General features: G+C 65.1%; 16 protein-coding genes. 12 read left to right on the top strand and 4 right to left on the bottom strand.

Annotated elements, in window-relative coordinates; genetic code table 11:
- Nucleotides 1–28: 28 nt before the first annotated feature.
- From JAO75_RS06450 to JAO75_RS06430, 5 genes are all read left to right on the top strand, one after another.
- A complete protein-coding gene (locus tag JAO75_RS06450; protein ID WP_199047653.1) occupies nt 29–925 on the top strand; it encodes a polysaccharide deacetylase family protein in 897 nt (298 codons plus the stop codon).
- The gene (locus tag JAO75_RS06445) at nt 925–1959 is read left to right on the top strand and encodes a DmpA family aminopeptidase (RefSeq protein ID WP_199047651.1); all 1035 of its coding nucleotides are present in this window, start codon (nt 925–927) and stop codon (nt 1957–1959) included. The genes JAO75_RS06450 and JAO75_RS06445 overlap by 1 nt, the downstream gene beginning before the upstream one ends.
- A 25-nt stretch (nt 1960–1984) precedes the next feature.
- Nucleotides 1985–2956, top strand: a complete 972-nt coding sequence (locus JAO75_RS06440; RefSeq protein WP_199047649.1) for an isoaspartyl peptidase/L-asparaginase family protein — start codon at nt 1985–1987, stop codon at nt 2954–2956.
- Nucleotides 2957–3050: 94 nt separating this feature from the next.
- Nucleotides 3051–3905, top strand: a complete 855-nt coding sequence (locus JAO75_RS06435; protein WP_199047647.1) for an oxidoreductase — start codon at nt 3051–3053, stop codon at nt 3903–3905.
- Nucleotides 3906–4026: 121 nt separating this feature from the next.
- Nucleotides 4027–4485, top strand: a complete 459-nt coding sequence (locus tag JAO75_RS06430; RefSeq protein ID WP_199047645.1) for a YbaK/EbsC family protein — start codon at nt 4027–4029, stop codon at nt 4483–4485.
- A gap of 62 nt (nt 4486–4547) precedes the next feature.
- Here the strand turns inward: JAO75_RS06430 and JAO75_RS06425 are convergent, their stop codons facing one another.
- Nucleotides 4548–5696: a glycerophosphodiester phosphodiesterase gene (locus tag JAO75_RS06425; RefSeq protein ID WP_199047643.1), complete on the bottom strand. Its 1149-nt coding sequence runs from the start codon at nt 5694–5696 to the stop codon at nt 4548–4550.
- Between the two features lie 105 nt (nt 5697–5801).
- Nucleotides 5802–6539, bottom strand: a complete 738-nt coding sequence (locus tag JAO75_RS06420; protein WP_199047641.1) for an FCD domain-containing protein — start codon at nt 6537–6539, stop codon at nt 5802–5804.
- 374 nt (nt 6540–6913) lie between these two features.
- Here JAO75_RS06420 and aldA point away from each other — a divergent pair, with 374 nt between their 5' ends.
- The 7 genes from aldA to JAO75_RS06385 all read left to right on the top strand — a co-directional run bounded on the left by aldA (nt 6914) and on the right by JAO75_RS06385 (nt 15880).
- A complete protein-coding gene (gene aldA / locus JAO75_RS06415) occupies nt 6914–8386 on the top strand; it encodes an aldehyde dehydrogenase (protein WP_199047639.1) in 1473 nt (490 codons plus the stop codon).
- Nucleotides 8387–8462: 76 nt separating this feature from the next.
- A complete protein-coding gene (locus JAO75_RS06410; protein ID WP_199047637.1) occupies nt 8463–9443 on the top strand; it encodes an ABC transporter substrate-binding protein in 981 nt (326 codons plus the stop codon).
- A gap of 72 nt (nt 9444–9515) precedes the next feature.
- On the top strand, nt 9516–11039 hold the full coding sequence (locus JAO75_RS06405; protein WP_199047635.1) for a sugar ABC transporter ATP-binding protein: 1524 nt from the start codon (nt 9516–9518) through the stop codon (nt 11037–11039).
- A complete protein-coding gene (locus JAO75_RS06400; protein ID WP_199047633.1) occupies nt 11032–12033 on the top strand; it encodes an ABC transporter permease in 1002 nt (333 codons plus the stop codon). Before JAO75_RS06405 ends, JAO75_RS06400 begins: the two co-directional genes overlap by 8 nt.
- An 8-nt stretch (nt 12034–12041) precedes the next feature.
- Nucleotides 12042–13016 carry an ABC transporter permease gene (locus tag JAO75_RS06395; protein ID WP_199047631.1) on the top strand — a complete coding sequence of 325 codons (975 nt, stop codon included), beginning with the start codon at nt 12042–12044 and terminating at the stop codon, nt 13014–13016.
- Nucleotides 13017–13058: 42 nt separating this feature from the next.
- Nucleotides 13059–14147 carry a mandelate racemase/muconate lactonizing enzyme family protein gene (locus JAO75_RS06390; RefSeq protein ID WP_199047629.1) on the top strand — a complete coding sequence of 363 codons (1089 nt, stop codon included), beginning with the start codon at nt 13059–13061 and terminating at the stop codon, nt 14145–14147.
- Nucleotides 14148–14191: 44 nt separating this feature from the next.
- Nucleotides 14192–15880 (top strand): GMC family oxidoreductase, encoded by a 1689-nt coding sequence (locus tag JAO75_RS06385; protein ID WP_199047627.1) that lies wholly within the window; start codon nt 14192–14194, stop codon nt 15878–15880.
- 47 nt (nt 15881–15927) lie between these two features.
- Here JAO75_RS06385 and JAO75_RS06380 read toward each other — a convergent pair whose 3' ends face one another.
- Both JAO75_RS06380 and JAO75_RS06375 read right to left on the bottom strand, forming a co-directional pair.
- Nucleotides 15928–17235: an HlyD family type I secretion periplasmic adaptor subunit gene (locus JAO75_RS06380; RefSeq protein ID WP_199047625.1), complete on the bottom strand. Its 1308-nt coding sequence runs from the start codon at nt 17233–17235 to the stop codon at nt 15928–15930.
- A 16-nt stretch (nt 17236–17251) separates the two neighbouring features.
- The gene (locus JAO75_RS06375) at nt 17252–18991 is read right to left on the bottom strand and encodes a type I secretion system permease/ATPase (protein ID WP_199047623.1); all 1740 of its coding nucleotides are present in this window, start codon (nt 18989–18991) and stop codon (nt 17252–17254) included.
- Between the last annotated feature and the right edge of the window lie 33 nt (nt 18992–19024).

Genomic DNA, 19024 nt, shown 5'->3' with positions numbered 1-19024 from the left:
TGACGCCAGACAAGGAATTGTGAGCACCATGGACGATATGAACAGCCAGCCCTGGACGTGGGATGAGCAGACCTGGCGCAGCAAGGTGGATCATGTGCGTGCCGGGCGCTCTCTGAAGCCTGTCCGCTGGAAGAACGGCGCCCGCTGCGCCGTAGCCTTCTCGTTCGATTCCGACCATGAGACGAACGAGCTGCGCGATGGCGGAAAGTCCATCGGCCGCATGTCGCAGGGCCAGTACGGCAACCGCCAGGGCGTGCCGCGCATCCTGAATGCCCTGGCCAAGTACGACGCCAAGGCAACGTTCTTCGTGCCCGCCGTCGCAGCCCTGCTGTATGAAGACGAGCAGCGGCGCGTCGTGGCGGAGGGTCACGAGATCGGCATCCATGGCTGGATCCACGAACTCAACAGCCAGCTTCCCTATGAGATCGAACGCGACCTGATGTTCCGGGCAACGGACACCCTGGAGCGGGTTACCGGCGTGCGCCCGGTCGGCCTGCGCACCCCCTCCTGGGATTTCAGCCCGAGCACCTTGCGGATCGAGCGCGAGCTCGGCCTCCTGTACGATTCCTCCCTCATGGCCGACGATGACCCTTACGAGCTGCTTGAGCAGGGCGAGCCGACCGGCATCGTGGAGCTGCCCGTGGAGTGGATTCGCGACGACGCGGTCTATTTCAACATGCACCGCTTCAACGGCCTTCGCCCGCACACGCCGCCGACTGCCGTCTACGATATCTTCTTCCGCGAGTTCGAGCGGGCCTATGAGGAAGGCGGCCTCTTCCTGCTGACCATGCATCCCCATGTGACCGGCTACCGCTCACGCATCTGGATTCTGGAGAAGCTCCTGGAGGAAGTCACCCGGCGCTCCGACGTATGGGTGGCAACCCATGCGGAGATTGCAGCTTTCGTGAAGGAGCAAGGCCTCTGATGCAGCGCCCTCCTCGTGCCCGCGATGTCGGCCTCGCCTGCGGCGCTCTGCCGGCGGGCGATTTGAACAGCATCGCGGACGTGCCGGGTGTTCGCGTCGGCCATCGCACCCTTGTGGACGGGGAGATCCGCACCGGGGTGACGGCGGTCATTCCCCATAGCGGAAACCTTTATCGCGACAAGCCGGTGGCGGCCGTTCATGTGCTCAACGGCTTCGGAAAGAGCGCCGGCCTGGTGCAGGTGGAGGAGCTGGGCACCATCGAGACCCCAATCCTCCTGACCAACACCCTCTCGGTCGGCACCTGCTGCACGGCGCTGGTGCGCCACGCAATCGGGCACAACCCGGATATCGGCCGCGAGACCGCCACGGTGAACCCCGTCGTGTTCGAGTGCAACGATGGTTGTCTCAACGACATCCAGGCGCTCGCCGTCACCGAGGAGGATGCGCGCTCCGCACTGTCGAGCGCCGCCTCGCGCTTCGAGGTCGGCTCCGTGGGTGCCGGCTGCGGCATGAGCACCTTCGGATTCAAGGGCGGCATCGGCACTGCGTCCCGGCGTCTCGACCTCGACGGCCACAGCTATCATCTGGGCGTGCTCGTCCTGTCCAATTTCGGACGAGCCGGCGATCTGCGCCTTCCCGACGGCAGGGTTATCGCACCTCCCGAGGCTGAGAGGGAGAGACCTGCCACGGAGAAGGGCTCGATCATCATCATCGCGGCCACGGATATTCCGCTGAGCGACCGGCAGCTCAAACGCGTTATCCGCCGTTCCGGGGTTGGGCTGGCGCGTCTCGGATCCTTCTGGGGTCATGGCAGCGGCGACATCGCGCTCGGCTTCACGACGGCCAATGTCCTCTCGCATGACGAGAAGGCCGCCCTGGTCGACATCCGCATCCTGAACGAGAACCGCATCGACCTGCTCTTCGAGGCCATGGCCGATGCCACGCAGGAGGCCGTGCTCGATGCGCTCGTCGCCGCCGGCTCCATGACCGGCCGCTCCGGACATCACCGGCCCGCGCTGACCGACGCTCTCTAATCCTTTTCATAGGACGCCTTACCTCATGACCAGCACAACACCCGGCAACGACTTCGCGCTCGCCATCCACGGCGGTGCGGGAACGATCCTGCGCAGCAAGATGACGCCCGAGCGGGAGGCGGCCTACCACGCGGGCCTGCGCCGTGCCCTCGAAGCGGGACGCATCGTTCTCACCGACGGCGGAAGCGCGCTCGATGCCGCCACTGCCGCCGTGATGGCCCTCGAAGATGAGCCGCTGTTCAATGCTGGGCGCGGCGCAGTCTACACATCTGCCGGCAAGCAGGAAATGGACGCGGCCGTCATGGACGGGCGCGACCGCTCCGCCGGTGCCGTTGCCGGCATCTGCGGCCCGCGCAATCCGGTTCTCGCCGCCCGGGCCGTGATGGAGCATTCCGGCCACGTGCTGCTCATCGGCGACAGCGCCATGGAGTTCTGCCGCCGACAGGGTCTCGCCTTCGAGGAGGCCTCCTACTTCTTTACCGAGCAACGCTGGCAGGCCCTGCAGGAGACGCTTGCCATGCGCCAGAGCGGCGCAGACGATCAGGACGAGTCGCGCAAGCACGGCACCGTGGGTGCGGTGGCCCGCGACCGGCAGGGCAATCTCGCGGCCGCTACGTCCACGGGCGGCATGACGGCGAAATCCCCTGGACGCGTGGGCGACAGCCCCGTGATCGGCGCCGGAACATGGGCCGACAACGAGACCTGTGCCATCTCGGCGACCGGCCATGGCGAGATCTTCATTCGCTATGCGGCGGCGCACGAGATCGCCTCCCGCATGCGTTATGCGGGCCAGACCTTGGACCAAGCATCGCGTGCCGTGGTGATCGACATGCTCGCCCCGGCAGGCGGCTCGGGCGGAATCATTGCCGTGGACCACGCCGGCAACGTGTCCCTGCCCTTCAACTGCTCAGGCATGTATCGTGGCGTCGTCAGACAGGATGGCAAGCTCCTCACGGGGATCTACGACGAGCCCCTGGTCGATTTCCAAAAGGCTTAGCTTCTCTGGAAATCGACGCGAAGGAGCCGGTTCACGGCCCTGGATCCGGCCCTATATGCCCTTGCCGCATTCGTCCGAGCAGAGGAGACCGCGCATGCCACTGAACGACAATCCCGTCTGGTTCATCACAGGTTGCTCCACCGGCTTCGGGCGGGAGCTCGCTCAGATCGTGCTGCGCCGGGGGTGGCGCGCGGTGGTGACCGCCCGTGACATCGGCAGGGTGCAAGACCTAACACAGGGGCATCAGGATAACGCCCTCGCCTTGTCGCTTGATGTCAACAAGCCCGATCAGATCGCCGCTGCCGTAAAAGAGGCGGAGGGCCGCTTCGGATCCATCGACGTGCTGGTGAACAATGCCGGCTACGGCTACCAGTCCTCCATCGAGGAAGGCGACGACGCCGAGATCCGCGCCCAGTTCGACACCAATGTCTTCGCCCTGGCGGCCATGACCCGGGCCGTGCTGCCCGGCATGCGGGCCCGCCGTCGCGGGCACATCGTCAACATCTCCTCCCAGGCGGGCTTCATCGGCTTCGAAGGGTCCGGCTACTACGCGGCGACCAAACATGCGGTCGAGGGCCTGTCCGACTCGCTCTCCAGGGAAGTGGCTCCGCTCGGCATCAAGGTGACCTGCGTCGAGCCCGGCCCGTTCCGCACGGACTGGGCCGGTCGATCCCTGCAGCAGCGGCGCCCGATGATTGCCGATTACCAGAACACCGTCGGAGCCCGGCTCGAGACGACGGCCAACTACAGCGGCAAACAGCCGGGTGATCCTGTGCGCGCCGTAGAGGCCATCATCAAGGCAGTCGAGGCCGAGAACCCGCCCAAGCATCTGGTCCTCGGCTCCATCGCCCTTGAAGGCGTGCGGAACAAGCTGAAGGAAACCCTGGCGGAGATCGAAGCCTGGGCCGAAACGAGCCGGGGCGCGGATTATCCAGAGGGCGAGCGCTAGGGAGCGGTTTGCCCTCTCGGCAGGGCGGCATATCATGCGGGCAGTTCTCACGCCTGTGAGAAGCGGCCGCTGTTGAGACGTGCCCTCACATCCCCGCTATTCTGAAGGGAGCCCACCGGCCATGAGCCTTGAATCCGTTCGCGCTTTCCTTGCCCAGAAGGCTCCGGATCTCGAAATCATCGAGATGGAATCGAGCACCGCCACCGTTGCGCAGGCGGCGGAGGCTCATGGCGTCGGCCCGGAGAAAATCGCCAAGACTCTGTCCCTGCGCGTCGGCGAGAAAAGTTTTCTCGTGGTCACGAGCGGCACTGCGCGGCTGGACAACAAGAAGGTGAAGGCAACGTTCGGCGGCAAGGCGTCGATGCTGGATGCGGAGCAGGTTCAGGCGCTGACCGGGCATCCCGTTGGCGGGGTCTGCCCCTTCGGCCTGGCAACGCCCCTGCCCGTCTATTGCGACATCTCGCTGAGACCCTTCGACGAGGTCGTGCCGGCTGCGGGCTCAATCCATACGGCCGTGCGCATCGAACCGCAGCGCATGGCCGATCTTGTGGGCGCCGACTGGGTGGATGTGTGCCAGTAACGTGCTGAACATGCAAAAACCCGGCACCTTACGATGCCGGGCTTATCGGTAGATCCTGGCGGTCAGCGCGCCTTCACGGCCGTATCGGGGAAGTCGCTGAAGAGGCCGTCGACGCCGAGCGCGTAGAACGCCTTGTACTCGGCCGCCGGATCGCCCTTGAAGGTCGAGGCCAGGCGCTTGGGCTCATTGCGGAAGGTCCAGGTGAAAACCTGAAGGCCCGCAGCATGAGCGTCCTTCACGACGCTGGTCGGTTCGGCGAGAACACGATCCTGCTCGTCGGCTTTTCCGTCGCCGTTCAGGTCGTCCGCCTTGCCGTCGTTGTTCTGGTCGACCTGCTTGGTCGGGAGGATGTAGGGTTTCCACGGCGCCAGGATGTCAGCGTAGGACTTGACCTCGGCCAGACCTTCCTTCGTCAGCAGGTCCTTGTAGGTGCGCTTGTCGCCGACGACCACGAAATCATAAGGCTGGGCATAGGGCGCGTTGAGGACGATGTTGCCGTCCTTGTCCACGTCCTCCGCATCGAGCAGTTGCGCCAGCTTCACGTCGATCCTCGAGTTCAGGTACTTCAGGTTCGCCACCTCGAAGCTCTGGATGACCACCGGGGCGGACGCATCCGCCCAGCCGGCCTCCTTCAGGACGTTCACCAGCCGGTCTTCCATCGGCAGGCCGAGAGCGGCATGGAAGGTCGAGTGCTTGGTCTCCGGAGCGATGCCGACGGCCTTCCCCCTTGCGGCGCCTTCCTTCTTGGCGAGGTCGATCACCTCCTGCAGGGTCGGAACCTGGAACTGGCCGTTCTTCGACTGATCGCGGTCGGACATGGCCTGCTTGGCGCGAAGCTGCTTGATCTCCGCGAGGGTGAAGTCGCTGGCGAACCAATCGGTCGTATCGACGCCGTCGACCTTGCGGGTGGTCTTGCGGGACGCGAACTCGGGCCGGTTCGCCACATCGGTCGTGCCGCTCAGCATCGGCTCGTGCCGGGCGATCAGCACGCCATCCTTCGTCACGACGAGATCGGGCTCGATATAGTCGGCCCCCATGTCGATGGCCATCTTGTAGGCTTCGAGCGTATGCTCGGGCAGATAGCCGCTGGCGCCGCGATGAGCGACCACGATGGTCGGCGCGCCAGTCAGCGTTTTTTCCTGAGCCAGGGACGATCCGATTATCGCCGGCAGAATGGCAGCGACAGATCCGAGCAGTGCAAGATAGTTCATGGTCTCTCCTCCTGGACAGGTCTCTAGCGACGCTTCTGTGACGCCGTGATGACCATCGCATCGCGGCGATTATCGCAGCCGCTGTCCGCGGCAACAAGCGCCGGTTCAGCTGTCCGACGGAAAGGTGGACCTCACGAATTCCCATGCGGCCACGAGATGGCGGCGCATGGCTTCCTCCGCGTTGTCGGGATCACGGGCGAGGATCGCTTCGAAGACGGCCTCGTGCCCGGCACAGTTCATCTGGTCGATGCCCGCACCGCGCTTCATCGAGCGCCAATGCTGGGTCAGCCATTCCACATATGCCTTGTGGATCGCCGGGTAGATCGGGTTTCCCGGAATGCGATAGAGCACCGCGTGAAAGGCGGCGTCGGTCTCATCGAAGAGCGGGGAGTTGCCGATTGCCTCCCGGTTGGCATCGAGCGCCGCCCGGAGATCTTCGAGGTCGTCGCGCCGCGCGTGCTTGGCGGCCCAGCGTGCCAGCGCAGTCTCCATGAAGATTCGGGTCTCGAAAAGATTCCAGACACCCTTCCGGTCGACCATGAGATGACCGACGAGATTGCCCACCTTGCCGACGGCGATCTCATAATCAGGCTTTCGGACGATGGGGCGATGCCCGAGGCGCGTTTCGACGAGGCCGCGATTGGCGAGCGAGGCGATTGCCTCCCGAACGGCGGAACGGCTCACGCCGTAGCGCTGCATCAGGTCGCGTTCGGCCGGCAGGCGTTCACCCTCCTGAAGGCCGCCCGTCTCGATCATCCGCACCAGTTCGGCCGCCACAGCGTCCGACCGCCGCGTGCCTGCCCCCGTCACCGCGTAGCCATGCAGCTTCTCGCTCTGGTCCATGCTCCCCTCGTTCTCGACATTTAGCTCTTGGCACGAATTCAGCGCCAGCCAAAGCTGATCTATGGGCAGGTGAGCGTAGCATATGGTCCGACCAAGATCTATTGACTGACGCCTGCCGCGCCCAACATCCGCCTGAATCGACCATCAAACCCGTATCATCGGAACCAAAAGGTCAGCAACGATGAGCCTTGACAGCTCGCGACTGTCTGACCATCCTGAATTCGGTCGAACCAAATAGATCAGAAACTGGCGTTTGGTTTGACATTGCTCCGCTTGAGCAAACAGGGAGAGAGACTGGTGACGCCAACACAAGGCACCCCGCTGTCGAACTCTGACCCGCAGTTCCCCTGGAGGGGATTTGGCGAGGCCCGGCCATGACCAACTCCATTCAGGTCGGCCGCCAAGAGGCTGTGACCCACTACCAGATGTATATCGACGGCGTCTGGACCGAGGGCCGGTCGGAAGGCCGCTCCGAGGTCGAGAACCCCGCCAACGAAGCCGTCTTTGCCTCCGTCCCGGCGGGAACGGTCGAGGACGCCAGGGCTGCGCTGGAGGCTGCGCAGCGCGCGCAACCGGCTTGGGCTGCGCTGCCGCCGATCGTCCGCGCCGGTTACGTGAGCGACCTCGCTGCGGCGGTGAAGCGGGACAAGGATCACCTCGCCCGCATCGTGGTGCTGGAGCAGGGTAAGCCCCTGAACCAGGCCGAAGGCGAGATCGATGCCGTCATCACCTTCCTGACCTTCGCCGCCGAGAGCGCACGGCGTATCGAAGGCGACATTCTCCCGTCGGACTTCCAGAACGAAGAGGTCTGGATCCGCCGCGTACCCTTCGGGGTGGTTGTCGGCCTGACCGCCTGGAACTACCCGGCGGCCTTGGCTGCCCGAAAGATCGGCCCTGCCCTCGTGGCCGGCAACACCATGGTGGTGAAGGGACACGAATCCACCCCCCTGTCGGCGCTCGAAATCGCCCGCCTCGCGCACGAAGTCGGAATCCCGAAAGGCGTGCTCAACGTTGTGACGGGCGATGGGCGCATTGTGGGCGACGCGCTGGTGCGCTCGCCCATCAGCGCCATGATCACCATGACGGGCAGCGTCCGTGCGGGACGCGAGATCTATGCCGCCGGCGCTCATGAACTCAAGGTCGTGCGCCTCGAACTCGGCGGCAAGGCGCCGTTCATCGTTCTCGATGACGCGGACATCGACGCGGCCGTGGAAGCGGCGATCGTCTCGCGCTTCACCAATTGCGGGCAGATCTGCACCTGCAACGAACGCATGTACCTGCACAAAGCCATCGCAGAGCCCTTCCTCGACAAGTTCGTGACGCGCGTGAAGCAGATGCGCCTTGCCGATCCCATGACGAACCCTGACATGGGGCCGAAGGTGAACCGGCCCGAGGTCGACAAGGTCGAGGAGATCGTGAACGACGCTATCGCGGCCGGTGCAGAAGTCTTGGCAGGCGGGCGCAGGCTGACCGAGGGAGATTTCTCCCGCGGCCACTGGTTCGAGCCTACCGTTCTGCGCGTGGACAGCAACGAGGCTTCCGTCATGCGGCGGGAGATCTTCGGTCCGGTTGCGCCGGTCATGACGGTCGACAGCTTCGAGCAGGCGCTGAGCTTCGCCAACGACAGCAGCTACGGCCTGTCGGCCTATGTCTACACCAACGATCTGCGCAGGGTGATGCGGCTCTCGCGTGAGCTTGCCTTCGGCGAGCTCTACGTCAATCGCCCGTGCGGCGAGCTCGTGCAAGGCTTCCACAGCGGCTGGAAGCATTCGGGCCTCGGCGGCGAGGACGGGAAATACGGTTTCGACGGATACCTGCGGAAGCAGACCACTTACGTCCGCTGGTGACGACCCGCAGCCGTAAGGGCTGCGGCAATGACTCAAGAACCCCAACAAAGGGGCATCAAAAACCTGATGGAGGAAGATGATGCTGAGAAGGACTTTCCTTGCACTCGCGACAGGTGTCGCCGCCCTCAGCCTGGGCCTCGGCGGCGTGTCCGCGCAGGAGCTGCCCAAGCTGAAGCAGAAGGACAAGTACAAGGTCGGCTTTGCCCAGACCGAGTCGAACAATCCATGGCGCATCGCGCAGACGGAGAGCATGAAGGCCGAAGCCGCCAAGCTCGGGCATCAGCTCGTCTACACCGATGCCGCCGGCTCCGCCGCCAAGCAGGTCGCCGACGTCAACTCGATGATCGCCCAGGGCGTCGATCTGATCTTCCTGGCTCCCCGCGAGGAGAAGCCCCTGATCCCCGCCGTCATGGCGGCCAAACGCGCCGGCATTCCGGTCGTTCTTCTCGACCGCAACGTCGATCAGAACGTCGCGAAAGCCGGCAGGGACTACGTCACGTTCATCGGCTCGGACTTCATCGAGCAGGGCAAGCGCGCCGCGGAAGCCTTGACCAAGGCCATGAACGGAAACGCGAAGATCATCCAGCTTGAGGGCACCACCGGATCTTCCCCTGCGAACGACCGCCGCAAAGGCTTCGAGGACTACATCAAGGCTCATCCCGGCATGAAGGTCGTGGCCTCTCAGTCGGGTGACTTCGCCCGTGACAAGGGCCGCCAAGTGGCCGAGACCCTGCTGCAAGCCCACCCGGATGCGACGGCCATCTACGCCCACAACGACGAGATGGCCATCGGGGCGATTGCCGCGCTGGAGGCCGCCGGCAAGACGCCCGGCAAGGACGTGATCATCGTTTCCGTCGATGGCACGCGCGATGCTCTCCAGGCGATTTCCGATGGCAAGATGCTCGCCACCGTCGAGTCGAACCCGCGCTTCGGCCCCAAGGCCTTCGAGACGATGGCACGTTACGCCAAGGGAGAGCAGATCGAGCCTTGGGTGGTCGTGCCCGATCGCTTCTTCGACAAGTCCAATGCGGCGCAGTTCATCGGCGAAGCATATTGATCTGAACGCTGCCTGCTCCTGACCGGGCAGGCAGCGTCAAACCTTGTTTGACAGGCCAGCAACGGACCTCCCATGGCGCCGCTTCTTTCCATGCATGGCATCGACAAGCGCTTCGCCGGCATTCCGGCCCTGCGCTCGGCGGAGCTCGTGGTGGAGAAAGGCGAGGTTCATGCGCTGATCGGCCAGAACGGTGCCGGCAAGTCCACGATGATCAAGATTCTCACCGGCTACTACAGGAAGGGTGCGGGCGAGGTCCTGTTCGACGACAGGCCTGTGGCGTTCTCCTCGCCACAGGAAGCCCAGCGGGCCGGCATCAGCACGATCTATCAGGAGATCAACCTGGTGCCCTACCGGTCCGTGACGGAAAACATCTGCCTCGGCCGGGAGAAGCGGCGCTTCGGCCTCCTCGACTGGTCGGCCATGCACACGGAAGCCCGCGCTCTGCTCGCCCGGTTCAATATCGACATCGATGTGCGGCGCCCGCTCATGGTCTATCCGACGGCCATCCAGCAGATGGTCGCCATCGCCCGCGCCATCGGCTTCGAGGCCAAGCTCGTCATCATGGACGAGCCGACATCCTCCCTCGACGAGCGCGAGGTCGAGGTCCTGTTCGAGGTGATCCGGCAGCTGAAAGCCTCCGGCGTATCGGTGATCTTCGTAAGCCACAAGCTCGACGAACTCTACGCCGTCTGCGACCGCGTCACCATCATGCGGGACGGCCGCACCGTGCAGGTCGCCCCGATGGCAGACCTGTCACGCCTCGATCTGGTCACGTCGATGCTGGGGCGCGAGCTGTCACAGGTCCTCCATGAGGGCCATGACACGGGCGAAGACGACACGCGTGAGCCTGTGCTGCAGGTTCGCAACCTCGCCATGGGCCGAAAGGTCCGCGATGTCAGCTTCGAGGTTCGCCCCGGCGAGATCGTCGGTCTTGCCGGCCTCCTTGGCGCAGGCCGCACGGAGTCCGTCCGTGCCGTGTTCGGAGCGGATAGGCCGGATTCCGGTACCATCGCGTTCGACGGGCGCGAGAATGCCATCTCGGCGCCTTCGGATGCGATCCGCGCCGGCATGGGCTTCTGCTCGGAAGACCGCAAGCTCGAAGGCATCATTCCCGACATGTCGGTGCGCGAGAACCTGACGCTCGCGCTCATGCCGCAACTGGCCCGCCGCGGAATCGTGAACGAGGCCCGCAGCCGCGAGATCGTCGACAGCTTCATCAAACGCCTCGGCATCCGCTGCTCCGGGCCGGAACAGCGGATCCGCGAGCTTTCCGGCGGCAACCAGCAGAAGGTGCTTCTTGCCCGCTGGCTCTGCATGAACCCCAAGCTCCTCATTCTCGACGAACCCACCCGCGGCATCGATGTCGGGGCCAAGGCCGAGATCCTCGGCCTGATCCGGGAGCTGGCCGGACAGGGCCTCGGCGTCCTGATGATCTCCTCGGAGCTGGAGGAGGTCGTGGAAGCGGCGAGCCGCATCTTCGTCCTGCGGGACGGCCGCACCGCGGCGGAGCTGGAGGGCGACGCGGTGAACGAGCAGAGTGTCATGACGGCGATGGCTCATGGGCATGACGGTGCCCGGGAGACGGCCGATGTCTGATACGGCGACCACGCTGCCTCCGACGCAAGGAGCGTCTCGCTTCGATCTCAGGACCATCCTGACGCGTCACGGCGCCTGGATCGCCCTCGCTCTTCTCATCCTTGTCAACCTCGCCATCACGCCGAACTTCGCCACCTGGCAGACGCTCAACGTCAACCTTACCCAGGTCTGCGCCATCGTCATCGTGGCCGTGGGGATGACCCTCGTCATCGCCACGGGCGGCATCGATCTCTCCGTCGGTGCCCTTATGGCGATTGCCGGCGCGCTGGCGCCGCTGATCTTCCTCGGCAAGCTGTTTCCCCTGCCCCACCCGGCCGTCGGCATCGCGCTGGCCTTCGTGGTGCCTGTCCTTGTCGCGGCGGCGCTCGGCTGGTTTAACGGCTGGCTCATAACCCGTCTTCGCATCCAGCCGATCATCGCCACCCTGGTTCTTTTCATCGCCGGGCGCGGCATTGCCCAGGTCTTCACCAACGGCAACCTGCAGGTTTTCAACCTCCCAAGCTTCCAGTTCATCGGGCTCGGGCGGGTCTTCGGAATCCCGTTCCAGGCCATCCTGATGATTGTCGTCGTCGTGGCGGCCGCCTGGATGCTGAGGCACACGGTCTTCGGCCGGCAAATCCTTGCCATCGGCGGCAACGAAAAGGCCGCCCGGCTCTCCGGCATTCCGGTGGCCTCCGTCAAGCAGCGTGTCTACCTCATCAGCGGCTTTCTCTCCGGAATCGCGGGGCTGATCGTCATCGCCCGCAACTCCGCCGCGGATGCAAACCTCGTCGGTCTCGGCATGGAGCTCGATGCCATCGCGGCGGTCGCCGTGGGTGGCACCCTCCTCACTGGCGGCCGGGCGACGGTGATCGGCACCCTGGTCGGCGCGCTCATCATCCAGCTCGTCCGCTACACGCTTCTCGCCAACGGCGTTCCCGATGCCGCCGCACTTGTGGCGAAGGCTGCCATCATCGTGCTGGCCGTCTGGCTCCAGCGGCAGAGCCATCGCTGAGGTCGCCGATGCATACAACCTCGCTCAAGCTGTTTCAGGGAATCGGGCGCTACGGGGTGCTTCTCGCCCTTGTCGCCCTGATCCTGTTCGGCTGGCTGCGCTACGAGAACTTCCTGGGCGCGTTCAACGTGCTCTCGGTCCTGCGCTACAACAGCATGTTCGCCCTGGTGGCACTCGGGATGTGCTTCGTCATCATCACCGGCGGCATCGATCTCTCGGTGGGATCGACGGCGGCTTTCGGCAGCGTCGTAGCCGCCCTGCTCTCCCCCTATGGCGTCATACCGGGGCTGCTCGGGGGGCTGGCGGCCGGGCTGGCGGTCGGCGCATGCAATGCCTTCATCATAACACGGCTCAACATCCTCCCCTTCATCGCCACGCTGGCCACGATGCTGGCCGCGAACGGCTGCGCGCTGCTGCTGGCCGACAACCAGTCGGTCTCGGTGTCCTACGAGACCGGTTTCATCGAGCTTGGACAAGGCGACTTCCTCGGCTTTCCCATTCCGGCCTGGATTGCGCTGGTCGCCTATCTCCTGGCCTCAATCGTTCTCAACTTCACCTCGTTCGGCCGCACCGTCCTGGCTATCGGCGGCAACGAGGATGCGGCCCGCCTCATGGGACTGCCGGCCCAGCGCGTGAAGGCGCTGGTATATCTGGCGAGCGGCGGTCTCGCGGGCCTCGCAGGCGTCATCCTGGCAGCGCAGTTCGGCGCCGGCCAGCCCATTGAAGGCGTCGGCTGGGAGCTGTTCGCCATCGCGGCCGTGGTCGTCGGCGGCACGCTGCTGACGGGCGGCGTCGGCTCCGTCGGATCGACGCTCGCCGGCGTGCTCCTGCTCGGCCTGATCTTCAACATCCTCAATTTCGAGAACGGCCTCGGCTGGATCAGCCTCTCCGCCTACTGGCAGTCGGTCATCCGCGGCGCATTCCTGCTGCTTGTCGTTGCCATCCAGGCGCGGCTGAGCATGCGCACCGAAGAGACGGCCTGAGCGCTGGCTGCATATTGAACATCAAGAGAGCGAAGGACAACCATGCCCCGGATCACCTCCATCGAACCCGGCTTCTACCGCATCCCGCTGCCGACCGTTCTGACCGACTCCATGCATGGCGAGATGCGCGCTTTCGAGCTGAACACGGTGCGCATCCGCGACGCGGACGGCGCCGAAGGCGTCGGCTACACCTTCACGGTCGGTCGCAACGGCGCCGCCATCGATACGATCCTCGCCCGCGAGTTGCCGGAGATCATGGACGGCGAAGAGGCCGACGAAGTCGAGCGCCTCTGGCACAAGGCCTGGTGGGCTCTGCATTACGGTGGCCGCGGCGGCCCGACGGTCCTGGCACTCTCGGCCTTCGACATGGCGCTCTGGGACCTCAAGGCAAAGCGCGCCAATCTCCCGCTCTGGAAGGCACTTGGCGGCTTCGATCCTAAGGTGCCCTGCTATGCCGGCGGCATCGATCTCGATCTGCCCCTCGACAAGCTCCTGCGCCAGACTGATGACAATCTCGGAAAGGGCTTCCGCGCCATCAAAATGAAGGTCGGCCGCACCAACCTGTTCGAGGACGTCGAGCGCGTGAAGGCGATGCGAGAGCATCTCGGCGCCGGCTTTCCCCTGATGGTCGATGCGAACATGAAATGGAGCGTCGACGGCGCCATCCGTGCGGCGCGCGCGCTCCAACCCTTCGACCTCACCTGGCTCGAGGAGCCGACCATCCCCGACGATCCGGCAGGCCATGCCCGCATCGTCCGTGAGGGCGGATTGCCGATCGCGGCCGGCGAGAATCTGCGCACCCTGTGGGAGTTCAAGCTCTACGTAGCCGGCGGTGCGGTGACCTATCCGGAACCGGACGTGACCAATTGCGGCGGGGTCACGCCCTTCATGAAGATCGCCCATCTGGCGGAGGCCTTCAATCTGCCGGTCACCAGCCATGGCGCCCATGACGTAACCGTGCATCTCCTCGCCGCCTGTCCGAACCGCTCCTACCTGGAAGCCCATGGTTTCGGACTCGAGCGCTACATTGCCGAGCCCCTGAAGATCGAGGACGGCTTCGCCCTGGCGCCGGACCGTCCCGGCCACGGGATCGCCTTCGACTGGAACGGCCTGGACAAGATCAGAGCCTGAGGGATCGGACATCCCCCTGGCCGAACGTGAAGCAGGATGCAGGAATGAAAGAGCGTTTCGACCATATCGTCGTGGGCGGCGGGTCCTCGGGCTCCGTAGCCGCCGCGCGGCTCGTCAACGAAGGCAGGCGCGTCCTGCTCCTCGAGGGCGGCTATTCCCATCGTCATCCACTTCTCGACATGCCGCCGGGCATCTTCAAGATGATCAACGGCAGCAAATACATGCGCTATCATCACACGGTGCCGCAGGAGCATCTGGGCGGTCGCGTTCACGACATCCCGCAGGCCAACGTGCTCGGCGGGGGCTCCTCGGTCAACGCGCAGGTCTACATGCGCGGCCGCCCGTCCGATTACGACGAGTGGCACGAGATGCTCCATGGGGAGAACGACTATCCGGGCTGGAGCTGGGCGGATGTCCTGCCCCATTTCCGCACCATGGAAGGCAACAACAGGCTCTACAACGAGCTGCATGGCGCCGACGGGCCGCTGCTGGTGTCGGACCCCGGACACATCAACGACATGTCGCGCTGGTTCGTGCAGGCCATCCAGGCCCTGGGCGAGCCGTTCAATCCGGATTTCAACGGGCCCAAGCAGCGCGGCGTCGGCTTCTACCAGTTCATGAACCGCCGCGGCCGGCGCAGCAGCGCGGCCTATGCGTTCCTGGCGCCGCTCGCGGACAATCCGAACCTGGTCATCCGCCTGCAGTCGCGGGTGCGCAAGATCGAGATCGATAACGGGCGCGCCGTTGGCGTCACCTACCGTGATGCCAAAGGTGTCGACCACCAGGTCTACGCCGATGGCGAGGTGATCCTGGCCTCCGGCGCCCTCGTCACGCCGCAGCTCCTCATGCTCTCAGGGATAGGCCCGGCCGATCAGCTGCGCGAGCACGGTATTGACTGCTTGGCCGATTTGCCCGGTGTCGGCGAGAACCTCATCGACCATCCGGAGGTGCCGCTGATCGCCAAGGCGAACGGACCCTACGGCTACTACAAGCAGGGCGTCGGCTGGCGGATGCTGCTCAACGGCATCCACTTCCGGCTGTTCGGCTCAGGCCCGATCCTCTCGGCCGGCGTGGAGGCTGGCGCCTTCGTGAACCCGGCCGATCCAGAGGGAGAGCCGACGATCCAGGCCTTCTGCGTGCCCATCGTTTATCTCGACAGGGATACGCTCGATCTCGTCGAGGACACCTACGGCCTGACCATCACCACCGTCGTGGTGAAGCCCAAATCGCGCGGCTATGTTCGCCTGCGCTCGGCCGATCCCGACGACATGCCGCTGGTCTCGCCCAATCTGCTGAGCCACCCTGATGACGCCAGGGCGATGATCGACGGGCAGCGCTTCTTCATCCGCGCGTTCCAGACCACGCCCCTGGCCGAGCGGATCGAGCGCGTCTCGATTCCCGATCCCGGCGACCTCAGCGACGAGGCGATCATGAAGCATTGCCGCCGCTTCGTGAAAACCAACTATCATCCCAGCGGAACCTGCCGGATGGGCACAGCCAGCGACTCCATGGCCGTTCTCGACTCACGGCTTTGCGTTCGTGGCGTCGAGAACCTGCGGGTCTGCGACCTCTCGGCCATGCCCAACATCAATGCGGGCAACACGAATGCGCCCGCAATGATGCTCGGAAGCCGTTGCGCAGAACTCATCACCGGCCGTCCGACCATCAGCACCTCGCAGTTCGGGCCTCGCCTGTCCGAACAGGGGGACATGAGCGTCGCGACGATCAGCTGAGGGACAGCAAGAGGGATCGGGACTTTGACGCCCCGATCCCTCTAGGCTCACTCCTCGCGGAAGGCCTTGGCCATGTTGTCGGCAACGGGCTTCGTCAGGTACGAGAACACCGTGCGGTAACCGGTCTGGATCAGCCCCTCCACGGGCATGCCGGGGACCAGCTTCAGATTGCCGAGACGCTCCCGCTCGCCGTCCGCAAAGGCCACGCGCACCGGATAATACTGCACGCCCGAACGCTGATCCGTCACCAGGTCGGCCGCGATCATGCTTACCTTGCCCTTCAGCTCCGGGGTGGTCCGCTGGTTGAAGGCCGACATGCGCAGGACCGTGTCCAGGCCCGGCCGGAGCTGGTCGATATCCTGCGGCAGGACCTTCACCTCGATGGACAACTCGTCCGCCTCGGGCACGATCAGCATCACCGGCTCACCGGGATTGATCACGCCGCCGACCGTATGCACGATCGACTGGTGCACAAAGCCATCCTGCGGCGCACGGATGTCGATGCGCTTGAGCTGATCCTCGGCCGTGGTCTTGCGCTCCACGAGCTCCGCCACCTTGGCCTGGACGTCACGCAGCTCCTTCGACACTTCGCTCCTGAGGTCCTGATCGATCTGAAGGATCTGGAGCGAGGTTTCGCTGATGCGGCCTTTGGCCTGCGCGATGTTCGAGATGAGCTGCCCGCGCTCGCCCCGCAGCCGCGTCTCCTCGCGCTTGAGAGAGGTCACGCGGGTGATCGGAACAAGGTTCTTCTTCCAAAGCTGCTCGACGCCGGTCAGCTCGTCCTGAATCAGCTGGATCTCATCGCCCTTCGCGGAGGCCTGCAGCTTGAGGCCGTCGATCTGCTCCTGCAGCTGGGAAATGCGTTCATGGAGCTGCGCCTTCTGGCCGGCGCGAGCCTCGCGGCGATCCCGGAACACGTTGATCTCGCCCTGGATGAGGCTTGCAAGCTCCGGGTCGTCTAGGCGGCTCTTGAATGCGGCGGGGAACACGACCTGCTCCGATCCGTCGCGCTCGGCTTCGAGCCGGCTCTGGCGGGCTGCCAGCTCGTCGAGGCTCTTGGAAACCATCGCGAGGCTTGCCCGCGCCACCGTTTCGTCGAGGCGGACGACAACATCGCCGGCCCTCACCCGGTCGCCGTCGCGGGCGAGGATCTCACCGACGACGCCGCCGGTGGGATGCTGAACCTTCTTGACGTAGGTGTCGACCACGATGGCGCCCGGCGCCACCACGGCACCGGAGAGCTCCGTGACGGCCGCCCAGCCGCCGAGACCGCCGACGAGGAAGAAGGCGGATGAGAGGCCCACCAGCGAATAGCGGCGGATCGCAGCGCGGGCACTTGTTTGCTTGGACTTCATGACGTTCCCCCAGATCCTAGACGGCTTTCAGCGATGTGGCGGTCGCCACCCGCGGCTCGGCGCTTTGCGGAGCCGGAACCGGGCGCAGCACCTTGCTCAGAACTTCGTCCTTCGGGCCGAAGCTCTGCATCCGGCCTTCGCCCATCACGAGCACCAGATCGACACCGGCAAGGGCACTCGGCCGATGGGCGATGACCACCACGACGCCGCCCCTCGCCCGGACGCCCATGATCGCGGCTGTGAGGGCCTGCTCACCCTCGCTGTCGAGGTTCGAGTTGGGCTCGTCGAGCACCACCAGGAAGGGATCGCCGTATAGGGAGCGAGCCAGAGCGATGCGCTGGCGCTGTCCGCCGGACAGGGCCGCTCCCGCCTCGCCCACCTGCGTCTCGTAGCCGTCCGGCAGTTGCAGGATCATCTCGTGGACGTTGGCGGCCTTGGCGGCGGCGATGATCGCCTCCGCCTTAGGCTCCGGATGGAAGCGCCCAATGTTCTGAGCCACGGTTCCGGCGAAGAGTTCCACGTCCTGCGGCAGGTAGCCGATGTGGTGCCCCAGATCCTCCGGCAGCCATTGCTCGACGGCGGCACCGTCGAAGCGAACCTTGCCGCGCCAGGTCGGCCACACGCCGACCAGCATGCGGGCGAGCGAGGACTTTCCCGAGGCGCTCGGGCCGATGATGCCCAGACCGCTGCCGGCCTTCAGCTCGAACGACACGTCCTGCACTGAGAACCTCTGCCCGCCGGGCGCTCCGGCGCCGGCATTCTCGATGGAAAGGACGGACCGGGGGGCGGGCAACTTTAGCGGTTCGTCGGCGCGGGCATTGGCTTCGAGGAGCGTCGTGAGCCGGCGCCAGCCCTGGCGGGCGCTGACGAAGCCCTTCCAGTTGCCGATAGCGAGTTCGACCGGGGCCATGGCCCGTGACGTGAGGATCGAGCTTGCGATCATGATACCGCCTGTCGCCTGACCGTCGATGACCAGATAGGCGCCGATCGCGAGCACCATGGATTGCAGCAGCATGCGCAGAACCTTTGACATGGCGCCGAATCCGCCCGCCACGTCGGATGCGCGCTGCTGGTGCGCCAGGTAGCTGGCATTGGCATCGCCCCAGCGCACGCCGATCCGCTGCGCCATACCCATGGCCTGTACGACCTCCGCATTGCGGCGGGCACCCTCGGAGATCCCGTTGCGGACCAGCGCTGCGCTCACTGCGGACCTCGAAGCGTCCTTGGTCAGCACCTCGGTCAGCAGAGTGAGCACCACGAGAAGGCACGCGCCGCCCAGGGCCGCAAGGCCGATCCAGGGATGGAAGGCGAAGCAGATGAACAGGTACAGCGGCATCCACGGCAGGTCGAAGAGCGCGGATGGTCCGCCGCCGGCAAGGAACGCCCGCAGCTGGTCGAGATCGCGCAGGGGCTGCTGCCCGTCGCCCTCGACCTTGCCCTTGAGAGGCGCCTTGAGCTGTCCCTGGAAGATCTGCTGGCTCAGGTCTTCGTCGACCGCGGCACCGACGCGGGCCATGATCCGGCCGCGGAGTGCATCGAAGAGACCTTGAAAGAGGTAGAGCACCACGATGATGACGGAGAGGCCGACGAGCGTCGGAATGCTCTGGCTGGGAAGCACCCGGTCGTAGACCTCCATCATGAAGATGGAGCCGGAGAGGTAAAGCAGGTTGATCAGGCCGCTCAACACTGCGACGCCCAGGAAGGCACCGCGACAGGAGGCCATGAGACTGAGACGTTTCTTGAGGGGGCTGGTCATCGACTTGTACCTTGGGAAGTTTGCATCACAGGG

The sequence above is a fragment of the Microvirga splendida genome, from assembly GCF_016427565.1.
Classification (GTDB): Bacteria; Pseudomonadota; Alphaproteobacteria; order Rhizobiales; family Beijerinckiaceae; genus Microvirga; species Microvirga splendida.
Note: the sequence above shows the minus strand (reverse complement) of the source record. Positions and strands in the feature narration are given on the sequence as shown.